Source organism: Massilia sp. CT11-137, from assembly GCF_047302885.1.
Lineage (GTDB): Bacteria > Pseudomonadota > Gammaproteobacteria > Burkholderiales > Burkholderiaceae_D > Telluria > Telluria orientalis.
This window is the reverse complement of sequence record NZ_JBKYMP010000002.1, coordinates 2,204,011-2,219,907: the sequence shown is the minus strand read 5'-3', so window position 1 is coordinate 2,219,907 and position 15,897 is coordinate 2,204,011. Positions and strand designations below refer to the sequence as shown.

Below are 15,897 nucleotides of genomic sequence, written 5' to 3'. Positions count from 1 at the left end.
CGGGAGTTTGATCGCTCTGCTCACGCGGAGCGATTTTTTTCAATGTGCGAACGACGCATCAGTGTTTTTGATAGAGGGAATCATGCAACACATGTCCGTATTCAAGCGGCGGTTTGCCACGATCTGGCAAATCGCCTTCGTTCTTGTCATGTCGCTGGGGACGCCGTGGGCCTGCGCGGCGCCGAGTCTCGGTCTCGGCGTCCAGCTCGTTTCTGCAACCCCTAGCGCAAACAGTATCCCGCTCGTGAGTGACGGCAATGCCGCCCCCCTGTACGTGGACAAGGCGGACCACTGGGGCGTCATGCGCGCGGCAACCGACCTGCAAGGCGACATCGACAAGGTCACAGGCACGAAGCCGGCGCTGTCGACCTCGGCCGCCAATACACGCACCGCCATCATCATCGGGACGCTGGGCCACAGCGCGCTCGTCGATGCATTGGTCAGTGCCGGCAAACTCGACGTGAAAGCGATACGCGGCAAATGGGAATCCTTCGTGATTGCCAACGTCGCCAATCCGATGCCCGGCGTCGAGCGTGCGCTCGTCATTGCCGGCAGCGACAAACGGGGCACGATCTATGGCATTTACGAGATCTCGGAACAAATCGGTGTGTCACCGTGGTACTGGTGGGCCGACGTCCCCGTGAAGAAGGCCAGCGCGCTGTTCGTACGTGCGGGCGCCTGGGTCCAGGGCCCGCCGGCCGTGAAATACCGCGGCATCTTCATCAATGACGAGGAGCCGGCGCTGGGCAAGTGGTCGCGCGAAAAATTCGGCGGCGGGAATTCGAAGATGTACACGCACATGTTCGAGCTGCTGCTGCGCCTGCGCGCCAATTACCTGTGGCCCGCCATGTGGACGAATGCCTTCAACGAGGACGATCCGGACAATCCCCGGCTTGCCGACGCCTACGGCATCGTGATGGGCACGAGCCACCACGAACCGATGGTGCGCTCCCACCACGAATGGCTCGCGCACCGCCGTGACTATGGCAACGGCGAATGGAACTATGCGACGAACGAAGACGGCCTCAAACGCTTCTTCCGCGACGGCATCCGGCGCAACAAGGCCTACGAAAGCATCGTGACCATGGGCATGCGCGGCGATGGCGATACGGCGATGCCGGATGCGGGCGGTCTCGAGGCCAACAAGAAGCTCATCGAGAAAATCATCCACGACCAGCAGCAGATCCTCACCGAAGAGATGGGCGTCGACCAGCGGCAAGTGCCTCAGCTGTGGGCGTTGTTCACCGAGGTCCAGAAGTATTACGACGCGGGGCTCAAGGTCCCCGACAACGTCACCCTCCTCTTCACGGACGACAACGTCGGCAACCTGCGCCGCCTGCCGACGCCGGCGGAGCGCAAGCGCAGCGGCGGTTCGGGCATCTACTTCCACATGGACATGAATGGCGGCCCGTTCTCGTACAAGTGGCTCAACAGCAATCCGCTGCCCAAGATCTGGGAGCAAATGAATCTCGCCCACGAATACGGTGCGAACCAGATCTGGATCGCCAATGTCGGCGACCTCAAGCCGCTGGAAGTGCCGATCGAGTTCTTCCTCCGCCTTGCATGGAGCCCCAAAGGCATGGGCAAGGACGACATCGCCGGGTGGACGCAACGCTGGGCCGAACGCGAATTCGGCGCGCAGCACGCCGCGGAAATCGCCGACCTCGTCGCGAAGTACGCGAAATACAATGCCTGGCGCAAGGCGGAACTGGTGCGGCCCGACACGTTCAGCCTGGTCAATTACCGCGAGGCCGAACGGGTTTCCGAAGCCTGGAACGCGCTGGCGAAACGCGCCACGCTGCTGAAAACCTCGATTCCCGCGGACCAGCAGGACGCGTATTACGAACTGGTGCTGCACCCTATCCTCGCGCTCTCGAATTTCATCGATCTCGAGATCGCGGCAGGCCGCAACCATCTGTACGCCAAACAAGGACGCTACGCCGCGAACACGCAGGCCGAGCGGGTGCGCGCCCTGTTCAAGCGCGACCAGGACCTGTCCGATTTTTATAACACGCAGGTGGCGGGCGGCAAATGGAATCACATGATGGACCAGACCCACATCGGCTACCGCGACTGGCGTTCTCCACCCGAAAACGTCATGCCGGCGACTTCCTCCGTCCCTGCCGGCGCCGCGGGCGAATTCGGCGTCGCCATCGACGGTTCGGACCAGGCCTGGCCGGGCGGCGAGAACACGCCGACCCTTCCGTATTTCGATTCCATCAACAAGCAGCGCTCGTACATCGACGTGTTCTCGAAGGACGGGCGCCCGCCCCGCTTCACCGCCCTCGCCGACAAACCATGGGTCAAGCTGTCGCAGGCGCCCGCGCCCGACGGGAGCAACGACCAGCGCATCTGGGTCGATATCGACTGGAGCCGCGTTCCGGTCGGGTCGGCACAACTGGGGCAAATCACGGTCAGCGAAGGCAACCAGCGCGTCGTCGTGCGGTCTTACGCGACCATCGCCGTCGGCGACGAGACCAAGGCCGCGGCCGGCGCGTTCGGCGGCCAGACCGGCCCCATCGCGTTCGACGCCCAGGATGCCGTGCGCAACATCCCCGGCAAATATGCCCGCTGGGAATGGTTGCCCGACTATGGACGGGGCCCGGGCGCGATGACCGTGTTTCCGGTCACGGCGCGTAGCGCACCGTTTGCCGACTCGCCCCGTCTCGAATACCCGGTCTATTTTGCGTCGGCAGGCACCTGGCAGGTCGATCTGGTGACGGCGCCCACGCTGGACAATTATCCGGGACGCGAGCTGGCCGTCGCCGTCGCCCTCGACGACGCCGCGCCGCAGGTCGTTCGGGTATTTCCGCCGGCAACGCGAGCCGACCAGACGTTCCTTGGAAAATATCACTTCAAGAATACGTCCGAGAATGCACGTACCATGCGCTTCACGGTGAAGGTGCACGGTCCCGGCAAGTACGACCTGAAGATCATCATGGTCGACCCGACGATCGTCGTGCAGAAAATCGTCCTGTCCGATAGTCCGCTGCCCGACAGTTATTTCGGGCCGCCGTCGAAGCCGCGCAATCCGCCTGCCCACTGAGCGATTCATCACCCACCGATGAGGACCTGACATGAACCTGCGTTGCATCGCCGTCGCCGTTGCCGTTTGCTGGGGGGCCTGCCTCCCGGCGTTCGCCGAGAATCCGATCATCCAGACCAATTTCACGGCGGACCCTGCACCGCTGGTGCACGGGGACACGGTGTATCTCTACACCTCGCACGACGAAGACGATGCGCAAGGGTTCAAGATGCGCGACTGGAAGCTGTACACGTCGAAAGACATGGTCAACTGGACCGATCGCGGGACGGTCGCCGATCTCTCGATCTTCGCCTGGGCCAACCAGGACAACGATGCCTGGGCGCCGCAAGTCGTCGAACGCAACGGCAAGTTCTACCTGTACGCGCCGGTCACGGTCAGCGGCTCGCCCCGGAACGTGATCGGCGTGGCCGTCGCCGACAGCCCGCTCGGTCCGTTCAAGGACCCGTTGGGGCGTCCGCTGATCGATCGCGGCGAAGGCTTTTTCGATCCGACGGTGCTGATCGACGACGATGGGCAAGCCTACCTGTACTGGGGAAATCCAAACCTCTGGTACGTCAGGCTCGACAAGGACATGATCTCCTATTCGGGCAAGATCGAACGGATCGATGCGAAGCCCAACAACTACCAGGAAGGCCCGTGGGTCTACAAACGGAACGGCAAGTACTACCTGGCCTATGCATCCACGTGCTGTTCGGAAGGCATCGGCTACGCGATGAGCGACACGCCGACCGGACCATGGGAATACAAGGGCCAGATCATGGACCCGACCACCGAATCGACGGGCAACCATCCCGGCATCGTCGATTTCAAGGGCAAGTCCTACGTCTTCGGCTTCAGCTACCGGCTGAATTTCGCGGACACGCCGTTGCACCGGGAGCGGCGCTCCGTCTCGGTCACCGATTTCAGCTATCGGCCGGACGGCACGATTCCGACGCAACCATTCTGGAACGCGACGGGCGTGAAACAGGTCCAGCCCCTGTCTCCGTATGAGCGGGTCGAAGCCGAGACCATCGCATGGGAATCCCGCGTGAAGCGGGACTGGGACCGTCCTTTCGACTGGGTCGCCGGGGTGAGGACCGCGAAGGATCCGCGTGGCGGGATGGTCGTGTATCCGGTCGGCCCGCGTGCTTACGTGAAAGTGGCCGGGGTCGATTTCGGCGCGCGCGGGCCGCGCACGTTCAAGGCGAGCGTGGCGAGCGCCGGCCCGGGTGGCCACATCGACGTCCGGGCCGGATCGCCGCAGGGCACGCTGGTCGCAAGCGTGGACGTGCCGGCCACCGGCGGCGCGGACGCATGGAAGGAACTGGCCGTGCCGGCATCCGGCGTGACCGGCGTGCAGGACCTGTACTTCGTCTTCAATGCCAACGGACGCCACATCGTCTTCAACGTCGATTACTGGCAATTCGACTAGATGCACCATGCCCGGGCAACCTTCCGTTGCCCGGGCACCTGGCGCGCTTACTTGCCCGGGTAGTACGGGCTTTCCTGCGGACCGAGATAACTCTGCCGCATCCCGCCCGCGTCGAGTACCAGCCTTTGCAGCACAAGTCCCGGATCGAGCGCCCAGAACTTCACGGTATGCCGTCCGGGGGACGTGATGCGGTGCGTGGTCACGAAGTCCACGGCGTTGTTCGAGACCGCGCGGCTCCAGAACCCCTCGGACTGGTCGGCATGCACGTTGACCTCTTGCGGCGCTTCGTCATCGATCGATACCGCGTAACGGAAGCCGCTTCCGGGCTGGAACTTCAGTGTCGGTCCGAGGACCGCATGCAGTTTCACGTCGCCGGCCGAGAACACGTTCACCGTGTAGTCCAGATGCATGCCATCCTTGACGGCGAGTGCCGGTGCGGCGGCGGGCGTCGTGGTCATGCCGGACAGCGTGCGCCCATAGCCGGGAATCTTCAGCCACTGCCGTCCCGGCGGCGCGTAGGAGGCCGTATAGTGTTCGGCTTCGATGGCGACGACGCCCTGGCTCTCGACGTGGCCCTGCGCCGAGGCTGGCGTCAAGTCCGCAGGCTTGTGCACGGGCACCCTGACCAGGACTTCCGCGGTGTCGGGCCCCTTGATCGTCAACGTCGCCTGCGTGGTACCGGTGGGAACCGCATTCCAGTCGACGTCCACCATGATGCGCTGGTCCTTCGCGACCCGTCCGCCCGTGTGGCTGAGACGTAGCCACGGATGGCTCGCCGTGATCGTGTAGTCGAACGGCGCACTGCTGCGGTTGAACACCTCGACGTAGCGCGGCTGCTTCTCGAACACGCTGAGCGCCGGCAGTACCAGCGGCTTGGGCGGGAAGACCGGCCATGCCGTCGGCTCGCCCTGGATCGCCACGCCCATGTGGTCCGACCTGTGGATCCCGTTCGGCGCCGCCAGCTGGCCCGGCTCGGGCACGCGCAGTTCCGACACGGCCGGCATCACGTCGCGGTAGGGCTGGTCCCAGGTCGTGTAGCCGAAGTGGGTCTGCGACATCATGTGGTTCCACTTGCCGCCGCTGATGCCCTGCTGGTACTGCTTGACGAGATCGGCGTCGCGCTGGAACAGCCGGCGCACCCGCGCGGCCATGTCGTTGGTGGTCACCCTGCCCTGGCGCGCGTACAGGCGGTTCCTGCCGGCCGAGACGAGCATGTCGACGGCGTTGGCGGAGGCGAGGACCGGATACTCGACGAGCTGGAAATAGGCGTCGCGCATGGTCTTCGGCAGCGACTGCCCGACGCGTTTCGCCTCGTCCGCCAGCTGGTTGTAGTCCGCCACGACGCGCTCCGCCTCGTCGTACGCGGTCAGGCTGTACGTGTCGGGATCGATCTGCTCCGGATGGCGGCGCGCGTTGTAGCGCGTGTAGCGTTCGACGATGGACGCGATCTCGTTCGCGTGCGCCGCGCCGAATTCACGCGCAGCCCATTCGCGCAGGAATTCCGGCAATCGCTCGGCCGGCCATGCCCGCGGGTTCCAGCCGTAGGCGAGGAAAAACTCGGTTGGGATTTCCATCGGCTTCAGGTCGCCCACGTTGACGATCCACAGCCGGTTCGCGCCATACTCGTTGGCCAGGTTCATCTGCTCCCACACCTTCGGGATCTGCGTGACGTTCAGCCACTTGTAGGAGCGGGGCACGCCGACATAGTCGAAGTGATAGTAGATGCCGGCACCGCCACTGCGCTTGCGCTCCTCGCTCGTCGGCAGGCGCCGGATATTGCCCCAGTTGTCGTCGCACCAGAGCAGCAGCATGTCGTCGGGAACGCGCATGCCTTTCTCGTAGTAGTCCTGCACTTCCTTGTACAGCGCCCACAGCTGCGGCACCTGTTCCGGCGGCTTGCCCAGTTCCTTGCGGATGATGGCGCGCTGGTCGCGGACGATGTTCTGCAGCAGTTCGACGTTGGCGTCCTGCGACATCGGCTCGTCGCCATCGCCGCGCATGGCCATCGTGATCACCTTGTCGTAGTTGCCGGCATTGCGCAGGCCCTGCGCCCAGAATTCGCGCAGCACCTCGCCGTTGCGGTGATAGTCCCACGGTCCCTTGCCATAGCGGTGCCATTCCTTCTGCGCCCGCATCATGGGCTCGTGGTGCGACGTGCCCATAACGATGCCCATCCGGTCGGCCAGCGGCCAGTTTTCCTTGTCGTCGTCGAAGAACGACGAATTCCACATGGCCGGCCACAGATAGTTGGCACGCATCCTCAGCATCAGTTCGAACAGCTTTTCGTAGAACTTGTGATTGAAGCCGCCGAACCGTTCCTTCGCCCAGTTCGACAGGGCGGGCGCCTCGTCGTTCAGGAAGATGCCGCGATACTGGACCGCCGGCTTTTCCGCGATGCGCGTTCCCGCCGGGACGGTAAGCGCCTTGTGATGGACCACCGGGACGTCCGCCCACCAGTACCAGGGCGACACGCCGATCTGCTCGGAGACGGTATAGGTGCCGAATATCGTGCCGCGCTTGTCGCTGCCCACGACGACCAGCGCGCGCTGCACGCCGGGCATGGGGTTGTCGACGGTTTGGATGACGAAGCCTTCCCACTGCCCCGCGAGCTCGCGGACGTCGAGCTTGCCTTGCTGCGCCAGGCGGTCGATCAGCGGATTCTTGCCGAGCGTCCCGATGATGATCACGTCGCGGGCGGTGCCCGGATCGCCCTCGATCCACCGCGGCGTCTTGCCGGTGACGCTGCCGATGTCGCGCTGCAGGTCGCGCGCCGCGCGCACCACGCCCGGGAAATCGTCCTTGCCGACGAGGATGGGCGCCACGCGCCCGCTCCCCGCCAGCACGACCCCGGCGCCGGCCTTCTCGTCGAGATCGACGAAATGCTTGATACCGAGCGCCTGCGCCTGCGGCGGGGCCGTTCCCAGGACGGCCGCGATGGCGAGGGCAAGCGCGCTCGCGACCCGCCTGTTCAACTTGTGCTTCATGTTTCCTGACTCCTTTGTTAACAAGAGGCTGGCACCACGAGGGAACGTGGTGCCCGCCCATGAACCGCTCACGCGATCCGGCCAGCCTTAGAACGACGTGCGCGCGGACAGCGTATAGCTGCGGCCGGGCTTGTACTGGTCATAGATGGCGTTCGGGAACTGGACATAACTCTGGCTGACGGCGTTATTCAGGTTCCAGGCACTCAACGTCACGTCCAGGTTGTTCTTCATGTCGAACAGTTGTTTCAGGTTGGCACCCAGCGACAGATCGATCGACTGGCGGCCGGACTGGTACGCATAGGCCGTCGCGCCATCCGGTGGGCTGATACCCGTGTTCGTCTGCGTGACCATCGAGGACTGATATTGGCGCGAGACGCGGACGTTGAAGCCCCTGCCCTCGTAATAGAGGGTCAGGTTGTTCGTGCGCTCGGGGACGCCTGCCACGGGCGGTGCCCCGGCCGTGGAATCCTTTTGGTGAACGAACGTCATATTGCCCGTGAAGCCGAAGCCCTTGATCGGCAGCATGTCGAGCGGCTGCTGCCAGGTCAGCTCCAGGCCCCGTACCTTCAGCTTGGTGGCAATGTTCACCGGCTCGGACACCGTGACGATATGGTTGTCCGGACCGCCGTCGTTGTCCACCACCGTCTGCTGCGTCGTCGTCAGGGCGACCGCGTAGCCGTACTTCTGCTGGTACTGCGACAGCGACATCACGTTGCTCATCGTAACCGGACGATCGATCAGGTCCTTGGCAAAGCCCGCCACCGCGACATAGGCTTCCTTCGTGTAGTACCACTCGAGACCGACGTCCAGGTTGTTTGCCTTGAACGGCTTCAGGTTCGGATTCGTCACCGTGATCTTGGCCAGGCTGATGTCCGACGTATCGTAGCGGGTCTGCTTCAGCGAATTCGGATCGGGCCGGGTCATCGACCTCGACGCCGCGATGCGCAGGAGCAGGTCGTTGCGCAGGTTGTACACGAGGGCGCCGGCCGGCAGGACGTTGTTGTAGTACCTCGTCTCGTACTCGAACGCGATCTTGTTCGGATACAGGCCGCCGTTCGCCAGCGTCGCATTCCGCGGGTCCGTCACGACGTTCGATGCGCCGATCGTCTGTCTCGTCCGCACATAGCGCACGCCGGCGTCGTAGCGCAGGGTATGGCCGAACAGATTCACGCGACCATCGAACTGCACATAGGCCGCCCCCACGGTCTCGCGGAGATAGCCCCCGACATTGCTGGCGGTGCTGCCGGCGGCTGCGCTGTTGACGACCTGGTTCGCCATGTTCTCGAAGTACTGGTAATTCGTGTCCCTGGCGAACTTCGCCCAGTCCAGCGTGACGAAGCCGTGGTTGGTCGCTCTCAGATAATCGGCCACGGCGGCGTTCGGCACGACCGAACCCTGGTAAGCCAGCGGCTGCGCACCATTCGCCGACGACCCCGTGCCATAGCCGGGATAGGCCGTGGCCGCAACGGGGCCGGGTGCGACGCGTCCATCGCACGTGCCCTGCATCCCCGTATTCGGCGGCAGGAACGTGGCGTTCATGTTGTTCCCGCACGTGAGGTTCTGCCAGCCGTTCGCGGGCTGCTGGTCGTAGCTGAACGACCGGCGCGCAATATCGTCGTAGCTGACGCCGGTCTTGACGGTAAAGTCGCTGTCGCCCCAGGCGACATTCAACCGCGAACCGCGCGTGGTGTTATCCCGCTGGTACAGGTTCAGGCGCAGGCCGGACGTGCTGTTGCCGGCCTGGTACCAGCCGAAGCCGGCATTCGGGTCGTTGACGTCGATATTGCCCGTGTAGGTCGGCGGCTGGTCCGGCGTCGTGTTGTCGTAGCTGATGACGGATGGCGCGGACTGCGTCGCCACCAGCACGCCCGGCGTGATCCGGTAGAAGGAACTGCGCGTGTAGTTGATGTTGCCGTCGATCGTCAGCTTGTCGGTGGGACGCCATTCGAAGCCCGGGTTGGCGCTCTGGAAGTGCGTGTTTTCCTTGATGGGGTGGTATTCCAGGCCCCAGAACGTGTTGGCGAAGATGCCCTTCGTGATCGTGCAGCCGGTGGTGCAATCGCTCCGGTCGAACTCCAGCCCGATCGGAATCGGCGTCGAAGCGCGCGTACCGACGTTCATCTCCTGCTGGACGACGTTGCTGCCCTTCTGGGCAAACATGGTGTCCAGGTAGAGCATCAGGTCCTGGTTCGGCTGCCACTGCGCGCTGATCACCTCGCCCTTGCGATGGCGATCGCCGGAATTCAGCATATGGCGCCCCAGGCGTCCCATCAGGCCGTTGTCGATCTGCTGGATCGTCGCACCGGGGTTCAGGGCGAGCAACATGGCCCGGTCGATCGGCTTGCCGGGCACGAGTACGGCGCGGGCATAATCGGGCAGCAAGTTCAGCGGCAGGCCGGCGGGCACGGTGGCCGGCGTCGATTGCGAGCCGCCGCTGGTGGGATTCGCCTTTTCGCCCGGGCCGACCTGGCTGGACGTCAGCTGGAAATTGCGCATGTCGACCGACTGGAACGCGTCCGTCGAAAACTTGGTGTTACCGAAAGCGAATCCGCCCAGCAGGCCGACCTTGCCGAAGCGCGTGTTCCAGGTATTGCTGATCACGCCGGAACCCGTGTTGCCAGGCTTTTTGTCACGGTCGCGATAATTGCCGCTGAGTGTGAATGCCGACCGGAAGCCGCTCTTGTCGAACGGCCGCACGCTGCGCATGTCGACGACGCCGGCAATGCCGCCCTCGATCATGCTCGCCGTCGAACTCTTGTACACCGTGGCGCGGCGGAACAGTTCGGACGGGAGGAAGTCCATGTCCACTTCACGATTCGCGCTCGGCGTGTTGCCGTAACCGCCACCGGAGGCCGACGCCATCGGTGCACCGTTGAGGATCACCCGGGTGAACGACGCCCCCATGCCGCGGATCGAGATGTTCGTTCCCTCGCCGTCGAGGGTACTGCGGGTGACCGTCACGCCCGGGACGCGCGCGAGCGCGTCGGCAATGTTCGGGTCGGGGAATTTACCCAGGTCTTCCGAAAACACCGAGTCGCTCAATCCGATATTGTCGCGCTTTTCCAGCGCCGACATGGCCAGCGACGAGCGAATGCCCTTCACTTCGACCTTGTTCGCGACGGGCACGACATCGCCCTGTACCGGCGCCGGATCGCTCTGTGCCGGCGCCGTCTGCGCATACGCGCTCGAAATCAAACCGGCCAGGACCGTCATGGCAAACAGGTCGCGGCCTCCGGAAAGACAGCGCCGCGTATTAAATTTCGAATAATTATTCATTGGTTTTTCAAGTCTCCGCTATTTCCTTTCCATGTTTAAAGCGCGCAAACATGGAAGACTATTTATTAGCATTTCTGCTCTGCTAATTTACGTTAGCCAATATATAAGAACCAATCTTTTGTTTATATTGACCAATACAACTTCCGCATCCACGGGAAGTTTTTGAAATAGGAAATCGTGTGATCTCGAAGGTTCGCGGAGAAGCCAACCAAATGAATATGCAAACAGGTGGGAAGTCACGCCGGTATCTCGGGAAGCGGCGATCCGGCGTGCGTATTGCTAGACCAGCTTGTAATACTGTTCCCACTCCTTGCGTGGCGGCATGCCGGCCAGCAGGGCGTTTGCCAGCTTGTGGTTGGTGATCTGTTTCGTCGCGGGATCGAACGCGAGCCTGGCGTTGACCCGCTGGGCGATCACGCCGAGGCCCATCGTCTGGCACAGGGGTCCCGCGACGGCAAAGCGCGAGCGGCAGGTTTCCTCGCCCATGCAGGCCTTGAGGAAGTTGGAGAAGTGGTTCGACGGACTCCTCGGCACGGCAGGCAGTGCGATATCCTGCGCGGCGTCGCCGAGGATCTGGAGCTCCGAGCCATGCGAACCGCCCTTGAAGGTCAGGCCGTCGCCGTAGATGACCTTCCCGGGCGGAAGCACGGCGCCGGTGGCGCTGCCTTTCGAAGGCGGCGGCACGCTCGGATCCACGATTGCGGTGCCGAAGTTCTTCGGCAGCGGCGGCAGATTGTTCACGCCGTCGTACCAGGTCAGTTCCAGCGGCGGCAGCGCGCCGCGTTGCGGGAACCGGAATGCCAGCGTCGACGCCTGCGGGAAGATGAAGGGGCTGTGCCCTTCCAGCCGCACGGCTTCGACTTCGGTCGGCAGGCCAAGCTGCAGGAACTCGTGGGCGGTATCGAAAATATGCGCGCCCCAGTCGCCCAATGCACCGTTGCCGTAGTCAAACCAGGAGCGCCAGTCGCCGTTGACGTATCCGCGATTGAAATCATGGTAAGGGCCGGTCGCGGTCCAGGCGTCCCAGTCCAGCGTTTCCGGTACCGGTTCCCGCGGCAGATATCCGGACACCGACATGCCATGCCAGCGGCGCGGATTGTTCATGAACGCCGTGATCGTGCGCACGTTCTTGATGATGCCGGCGTCGACCCACGATTTGAATTGAAAGTAATTCGCCTCCGAATGGCCCTGGTTGCCCATCTGGGCAGCCACCTTGTACTTGCGCTCGGCGGCCATCATCATCTCGATTTCGCGGAAGCTTTGCCCCATCGGTTTCTCGCAATAGACATGTTTTCCCTGCGACATGGCGAGCATCGCGATCGGGAAATGCGAGAAATCGGGCGTGCCGACGCTGACCGCGTCGAATTCCTTGCCCATCTTGTCGAACATGCGGCGAAAATCCTGGAAGCGCGGCACGTCGGGGAACATTTTAAGGATCTCGACGGTATGCGGCGCGCCCATGTCGACGTCGCACAACGCCACGACGTTCGCGAGCCCGGTCGCGTGCAGCGCCTTGATGACCTGGGCTGCGCGATTGCCGATGCCGACGCAGGCCAGGTTGACTTTGCCATTGGATGCCTTCGCCTGCGCCAGCATCGGCGTGGCCATCGCGGCCAGGGCGCCCTTGACGATCGTACGGCGACGGGTAGAGAAAAGCGGCTGCGGCATGGTGTCTCCTTGTAGTAGTCGGGTTGTCGTTATTGATAGCTGCCGGGCCAGGCGATCTCGCGGCCCTCGTCCATTGCCGCCTGCCCCATCAGCGCGGCGATCCCGGAACGGTAGGCGTGTTCGATCATGTGGGGCATCCGCTGGCCCAGGCGGATCGCGTTGGCGAAGGCGGCCATCGACAGCTCGGTGCCGTCGCCGCCGCCCAGTTCGTGCCGCAGTTGTTGCCCGACCTCGCCGGACTTCGCTTCCGGCTTCCAGCTCGGCGCGCCGATAGCGACCGTTTCGGCCCTGCCCTCCTCGATCTGCGCGACGAGTGCCGCGACGGCGGGGGCCGGTGGCGGCTCCTCCGTGTAGAACCTGCCGCTCTCGCCTTCGATCGTTCCCCTGGGTCCCATGATCTGGATTTCCAGCCCGTGGTGACGGTTGCTGGTGAGCGAGTCGTAGACCAGGGTCACGCCGTCGCGATAGCGGAACAGCACATTGACGTTGTCGTACACGTCGCGCCCGTCCTTCCAGTGATTGACGCTGCCGTAGCCGACACAGGACAGCGGCGCAGCGTCGAGATACCAGTTGGCGACCTGCAGGTGATGCGACGCCAGCTCCGTCAGCAGGCCACCCGAGGTGGCGCGGTACAGCCGCCAGTTCAGCTTGCGGTCCAGGCGCGGGTCCGGCACGGGACGGCGCCAGTCGTTGTTGCGGTGCCAGCTGGCGCGGATCTGCGTGATCGGGCCGATGTGCCCGGAGCGCACCAGTTCGTGCGCGTGCAGGAACGTGGCGCTGAACAGGCGCTGGTGACCGACCTGGAACACGCGCGGGCTGGCGCTCGCCGCCCGCGCGATCGCCTTGCATTCGTCGACCGTGAGCGCCAGGCTCTTTTCGCAAAACACGTGCTTGTCGGCCGCGAACGCGGCCAGGCAGACCGGCGCGTGCTGGTGCAGCGGCGTGGCAACCACCACGCCATCGATCCCCGGCATCGCCAGCAGCTTGCGGTAATCGGTGAACGCCTTCGGCCTGCCGCCCGCCGCCGCCATGGCGTCGGCCAGGTGCGGCGGATAGTCGTCGCACAATGCCGCGACTTCGACGCCCGGGGTCCGCAGCAGGTACTGCAGCAGCAGGCTGCCACGCGATCCAGTGCCGATCACGCCGATGCGCACCCGGTCCGAGGGCGCATCGCCGGCCGGCTGGGCGCGGAGCGGCGCCATCCACGGCAGCCCGCTCAGCAACGAGGAGCCTGCCACCACGCCCGCCACGCGCGCCAGGAAGCGCCGCCGTTCCTGCGCCTCATGGCGAATGTCGTCCAAAGATTTACTGCGCATATCGCCATTCCTTTTCTACGCGCCAGGCCCCGCCCTCCAGGCCATAGTCGAACGCCACGGCCTGCGCGCCCCGATAGCGCCGCAACACCTCCGCACGCCGCGCCGCCGGCAGCACGAACAGGGCAGTCGACAACGCCTCGGCATCCGCGGCGCCGGCACAGGCGACGGACACGGTCCTGCAACCGGTCACCGCCTGGCCGTTCGCCGGATCGATGATGTGGGTCTCGCCGGGACGATTGCCCGACGTGGACATCGCGCCGTCGCGCAAGTCGAAGCGGTGCAACGACGTCCCGGGCGCGAACATGTGCTCGACGCCGACCGGCCAGCAGGCGCCGGCGGGATGGCTGCCGATCACGGCCACCGAACTCTCCCCGAAACTGAGGAAGGCCTGCCCGACGTGCCGATCGAGCAGGAGCTGCCTGATGAGGTCGAGTGCGATTCCCTTGCCGATACCGCCCAGGTCGAGTTGCACCCCCGGCTCGGTGAAGCGCACGGTCTGCCCACCGGGATCGAGGTCCAGCAGGTGCATGCCATGGCCGGGACGGCCTGCGCCCTGGGCGATGTCGAATGCGCCCCCGGTCAGGCGGTGATGCCGCATGCAGGCGTCCAGGACCGTCCACAGGGCGTCGCTCACCCGGACGGCCCCGCGGGCGGCGTTCCGGTTGAGCACCGCCAGGTCGCCATCGGCCACGAAGCGGCTCATGATCGATTCCTGTTCGCGCAGCAGTCCCCGCACCTCGTCCGCAAGTCGCTCGCCAGCCTGGTCTGCCGTTGAGGGCAAGACCATGCTCAGCCGCGTGTTCATCGACGCGAAGGTCCGGTGAAACATCGGGCCGCTTATTTGCCGTGGAGGTCGCGGATCAGGACATTGCGGAAAGCAACCTCGTCGCCGTGATCCTGCAGGAGGATGTGCCCGTCGGCCCATTCGCCGAACCCGGGGATGTCGCGAAACTTGCTGGCCGCGACGGCTTCCCGAAAGGCGGCCGAGCCGCGCTCGAATTCCACGGTCTTCCTGCCGTTCAGCCAGAAAGTCACGGTCTTCCCTCGCGACAGGATCCGCACGTGATTCCATTGGCCGACCGGCGCGGGGATCTTGTCCTTTGCGGCTGGAATAAGGTCGTAGAGCGAACCGATGGTCCGGTTGCCGTTGCGTCCCAGCTTGGCATCGGGATGGCGCTCATCGTCCAGCAACTGGAACTCGAGGCCGATCGCCGAACCCACCGCGGCCGGCTTGCCCGTCACTTTGTCGATCGGTGCCAGATTCGGCTGGGTGAAGACCTTGACCCCGCTGTTCGCGCCGGGTGTGAGCCGCGCATCCAGCGTCAGCTCGAAATCGGCATAGCGCTTGCGGGTGATGATGTCGCCACCGCCGCGCGATTCCTCGCCACCTTTCCCTGCCATCGTGAGCAGGCCGTCGCAGGTCCGCCATCCATGTTCCGGGAACCGGTCCGATTTCACGCTGCGCCAGGCGTCGGTCGAGGTGCCGTCCCACAAAACGGTCCAGCCTTCGGCTTTTTGCTGGGGTGTCAGCGCCAGGGCCGTCCTGGTGACAGCGCATTGACCGGATTGCGCCTGAGCGAAAGGCGAGGCGGAAAACATCGCGGCGACGAGGATCGCCGGGAACATGCGGTAGCGAGGCATTACGGTCTCCATGTGTACGAACGCTAATCAGCAGGGCCGCGAGCACAACATGTGGAAACCCGCAATCGATTCCCTACCCGGATAACAGAATAAATAAAAAGACGTTATCCACGGGCGCATTTGTCAATACAAAGGATTCGATTCAATCGCGAGTTAATGCAACACGATGCTGACCGGCACTCATTCATTCACTCTATTTCAATAAGATAGTTAGAACCAATGTTTTGTGTATATCGATTGGTTCAAAAAAGGTATTGGCGATCACCTTTTAATGACAAATGAGTCGAATTCGGCCGCCGCCCGGACGGCCCGCACACGTAGATATGCGCGCCTCGAGGCGCAGCGCGGCGTCCAGATCGAGCTGTTGGCTGGGCTTGCCGGCGGCGACATGAAACCGCACCCGGCTACGCGACCATCAGCCTGGCCTCGCTGGCGTGCAGCCTGGTATCGCCCCGCTGGACAGGGCGGTGCGCATGCGCGTTCACGTCGGGCGTCAACCGGAACCTGACGACGACGGCCGCGAGCCGCTGGGCCTGTTCGTGACAATTATCACTC

At 64.0% G+C, this 15,897-nt stretch carries 8 protein-coding genes; 2 read left to right on the top strand and 6 right to left on the bottom strand.

The window, feature by feature from the left end:
* Positions 1-82: 82 nt before the first annotated feature.
* The gene (locus ACEN98_RS26750) at positions 83-3,046 is read left to right on the top strand and encodes a glycosyl hydrolase 115 family protein (protein ID WP_413387901.1); all 2,964 of its coding nucleotides are present in this window, start codon (positions 83-85) and stop codon (positions 3,044-3,046) included.
* Between the two features lie 31 nt (positions 3,047-3,077).
* Positions 3,078-4,457, top strand: coding sequence for a glycoside hydrolase family 43 protein (locus tag ACEN98_RS26745; protein WP_413387899.1), 1,380 nt, complete (start codon positions 3,078-3,080; stop codon positions 4,455-4,457).
* A 47-nt stretch (positions 4,458-4,504) separates the two neighbouring features.
* Here ACEN98_RS26745 and ACEN98_RS26740 read toward each other — a convergent pair whose 3' ends face one another.
* The 6 genes from ACEN98_RS26740 to ACEN98_RS26715 all read right to left on the bottom strand — a co-directional run bounded on the left by ACEN98_RS26740 (position 4,505) and on the right by ACEN98_RS26715 (position 15,342).
* Positions 4,505-7,441, bottom strand: coding sequence for a glycosyl hydrolase 115 family protein (locus ACEN98_RS26740; protein WP_413387896.1), 2,937 nt, complete (start codon positions 7,439-7,441; stop codon positions 4,505-4,507).
* A gap of 87 nt (positions 7,442-7,528) precedes the next feature.
* Positions 7,529-10,654, bottom strand: coding sequence for a TonB-dependent receptor (locus ACEN98_RS26735; RefSeq protein WP_413387894.1), 3,126 nt, complete (start codon positions 10,652-10,654; stop codon positions 7,529-7,531).
* Positions 10,655-10,996: 342 nt separating this feature from the next.
* Complete coding sequence (locus ACEN98_RS26730; protein ID WP_413387892.1) at positions 10,997-12,385, bottom strand: Gfo/Idh/MocA family oxidoreductase; 1,389 nt, start codon at positions 12,383-12,385, stop codon at positions 10,997-10,999.
* Between the two features lie 29 nt (positions 12,386-12,414).
* Positions 12,415-13,701, bottom strand: coding sequence for a Gfo/Idh/MocA family protein (locus tag ACEN98_RS26725; protein ID WP_413387890.1), 1,287 nt, complete (start codon positions 13,699-13,701; stop codon positions 12,415-12,417).
* Positions 13,691-14,530, bottom strand: a complete 840-nt coding sequence (locus ACEN98_RS26720; RefSeq protein WP_413387888.1) for an FAD:protein FMN transferase — start codon at positions 14,528-14,530, stop codon at positions 13,691-13,693. Before ACEN98_RS26720 ends, ACEN98_RS26725 begins: the two co-directional genes overlap by 11 nt.
* A gap of 8 nt (positions 14,531-14,538) precedes the next feature.
* Positions 14,539-15,342 (bottom strand): DUF1080 domain-containing protein, encoded by an 804-nt coding sequence (locus ACEN98_RS26715; protein WP_413387886.1) that lies wholly within the window; start codon positions 15,340-15,342, stop codon positions 14,539-14,541.
* Positions 15,343-15,897 lie beyond the last annotated feature (555 nt).

Bases quoted from the DNA above. Each gene is read 5' to 3' on its own strand.
- ACEN98_RS26750 (WP_413387901.1), top strand. From the start codon at position 83: ATGCAACACATGTCCGTATTCAAGCGGCGGTTTGCCACGATCTGGCAA.
- ACEN98_RS26745 (WP_413387899.1), top strand. From the start codon at position 3,078: ATGAACCTGCGTTGCATCGCCGTCGCCGTTGCCGTTTGCTGGGGGGCC.
- ACEN98_RS26740 (WP_413387896.1), bottom strand. From the start codon at position 7,441: ATGAAGCACAAGTTGAACAGGCGGGTCGCGAGCGCGCTTGCCCTCGCC.
- ACEN98_RS26735 (WP_413387894.1), bottom strand. From the start codon at position 10,654: ATGACGGTCCTGGCCGGTTTGATTTCGAGCGCGTATGCGCAGACGGCG.
- ACEN98_RS26730 (WP_413387892.1), bottom strand. From the start codon at position 12,385: ATGCCGCAGCCGCTTTTCTCTACCCGTCGCCGTACGATCGTCAAGGGC.
- ACEN98_RS26725 (WP_413387890.1), bottom strand. From the start codon at position 13,701: ATGCGCAGTAAATCTTTGGACGACATTCGCCATGAGGCGCAGGAACGG.
- ACEN98_RS26720 (WP_413387888.1), bottom strand. From the start codon at position 14,530: ATGTTTCACCGGACCTTCGCGTCGATGAACACGCGGCTGAGCATGGTC.
- ACEN98_RS26715 (WP_413387886.1), bottom strand. From the start codon at position 15,342: ATGCCTCGCTACCGCATGTTCCCGGCGATCCTCGTCGCCGCGATGTTT.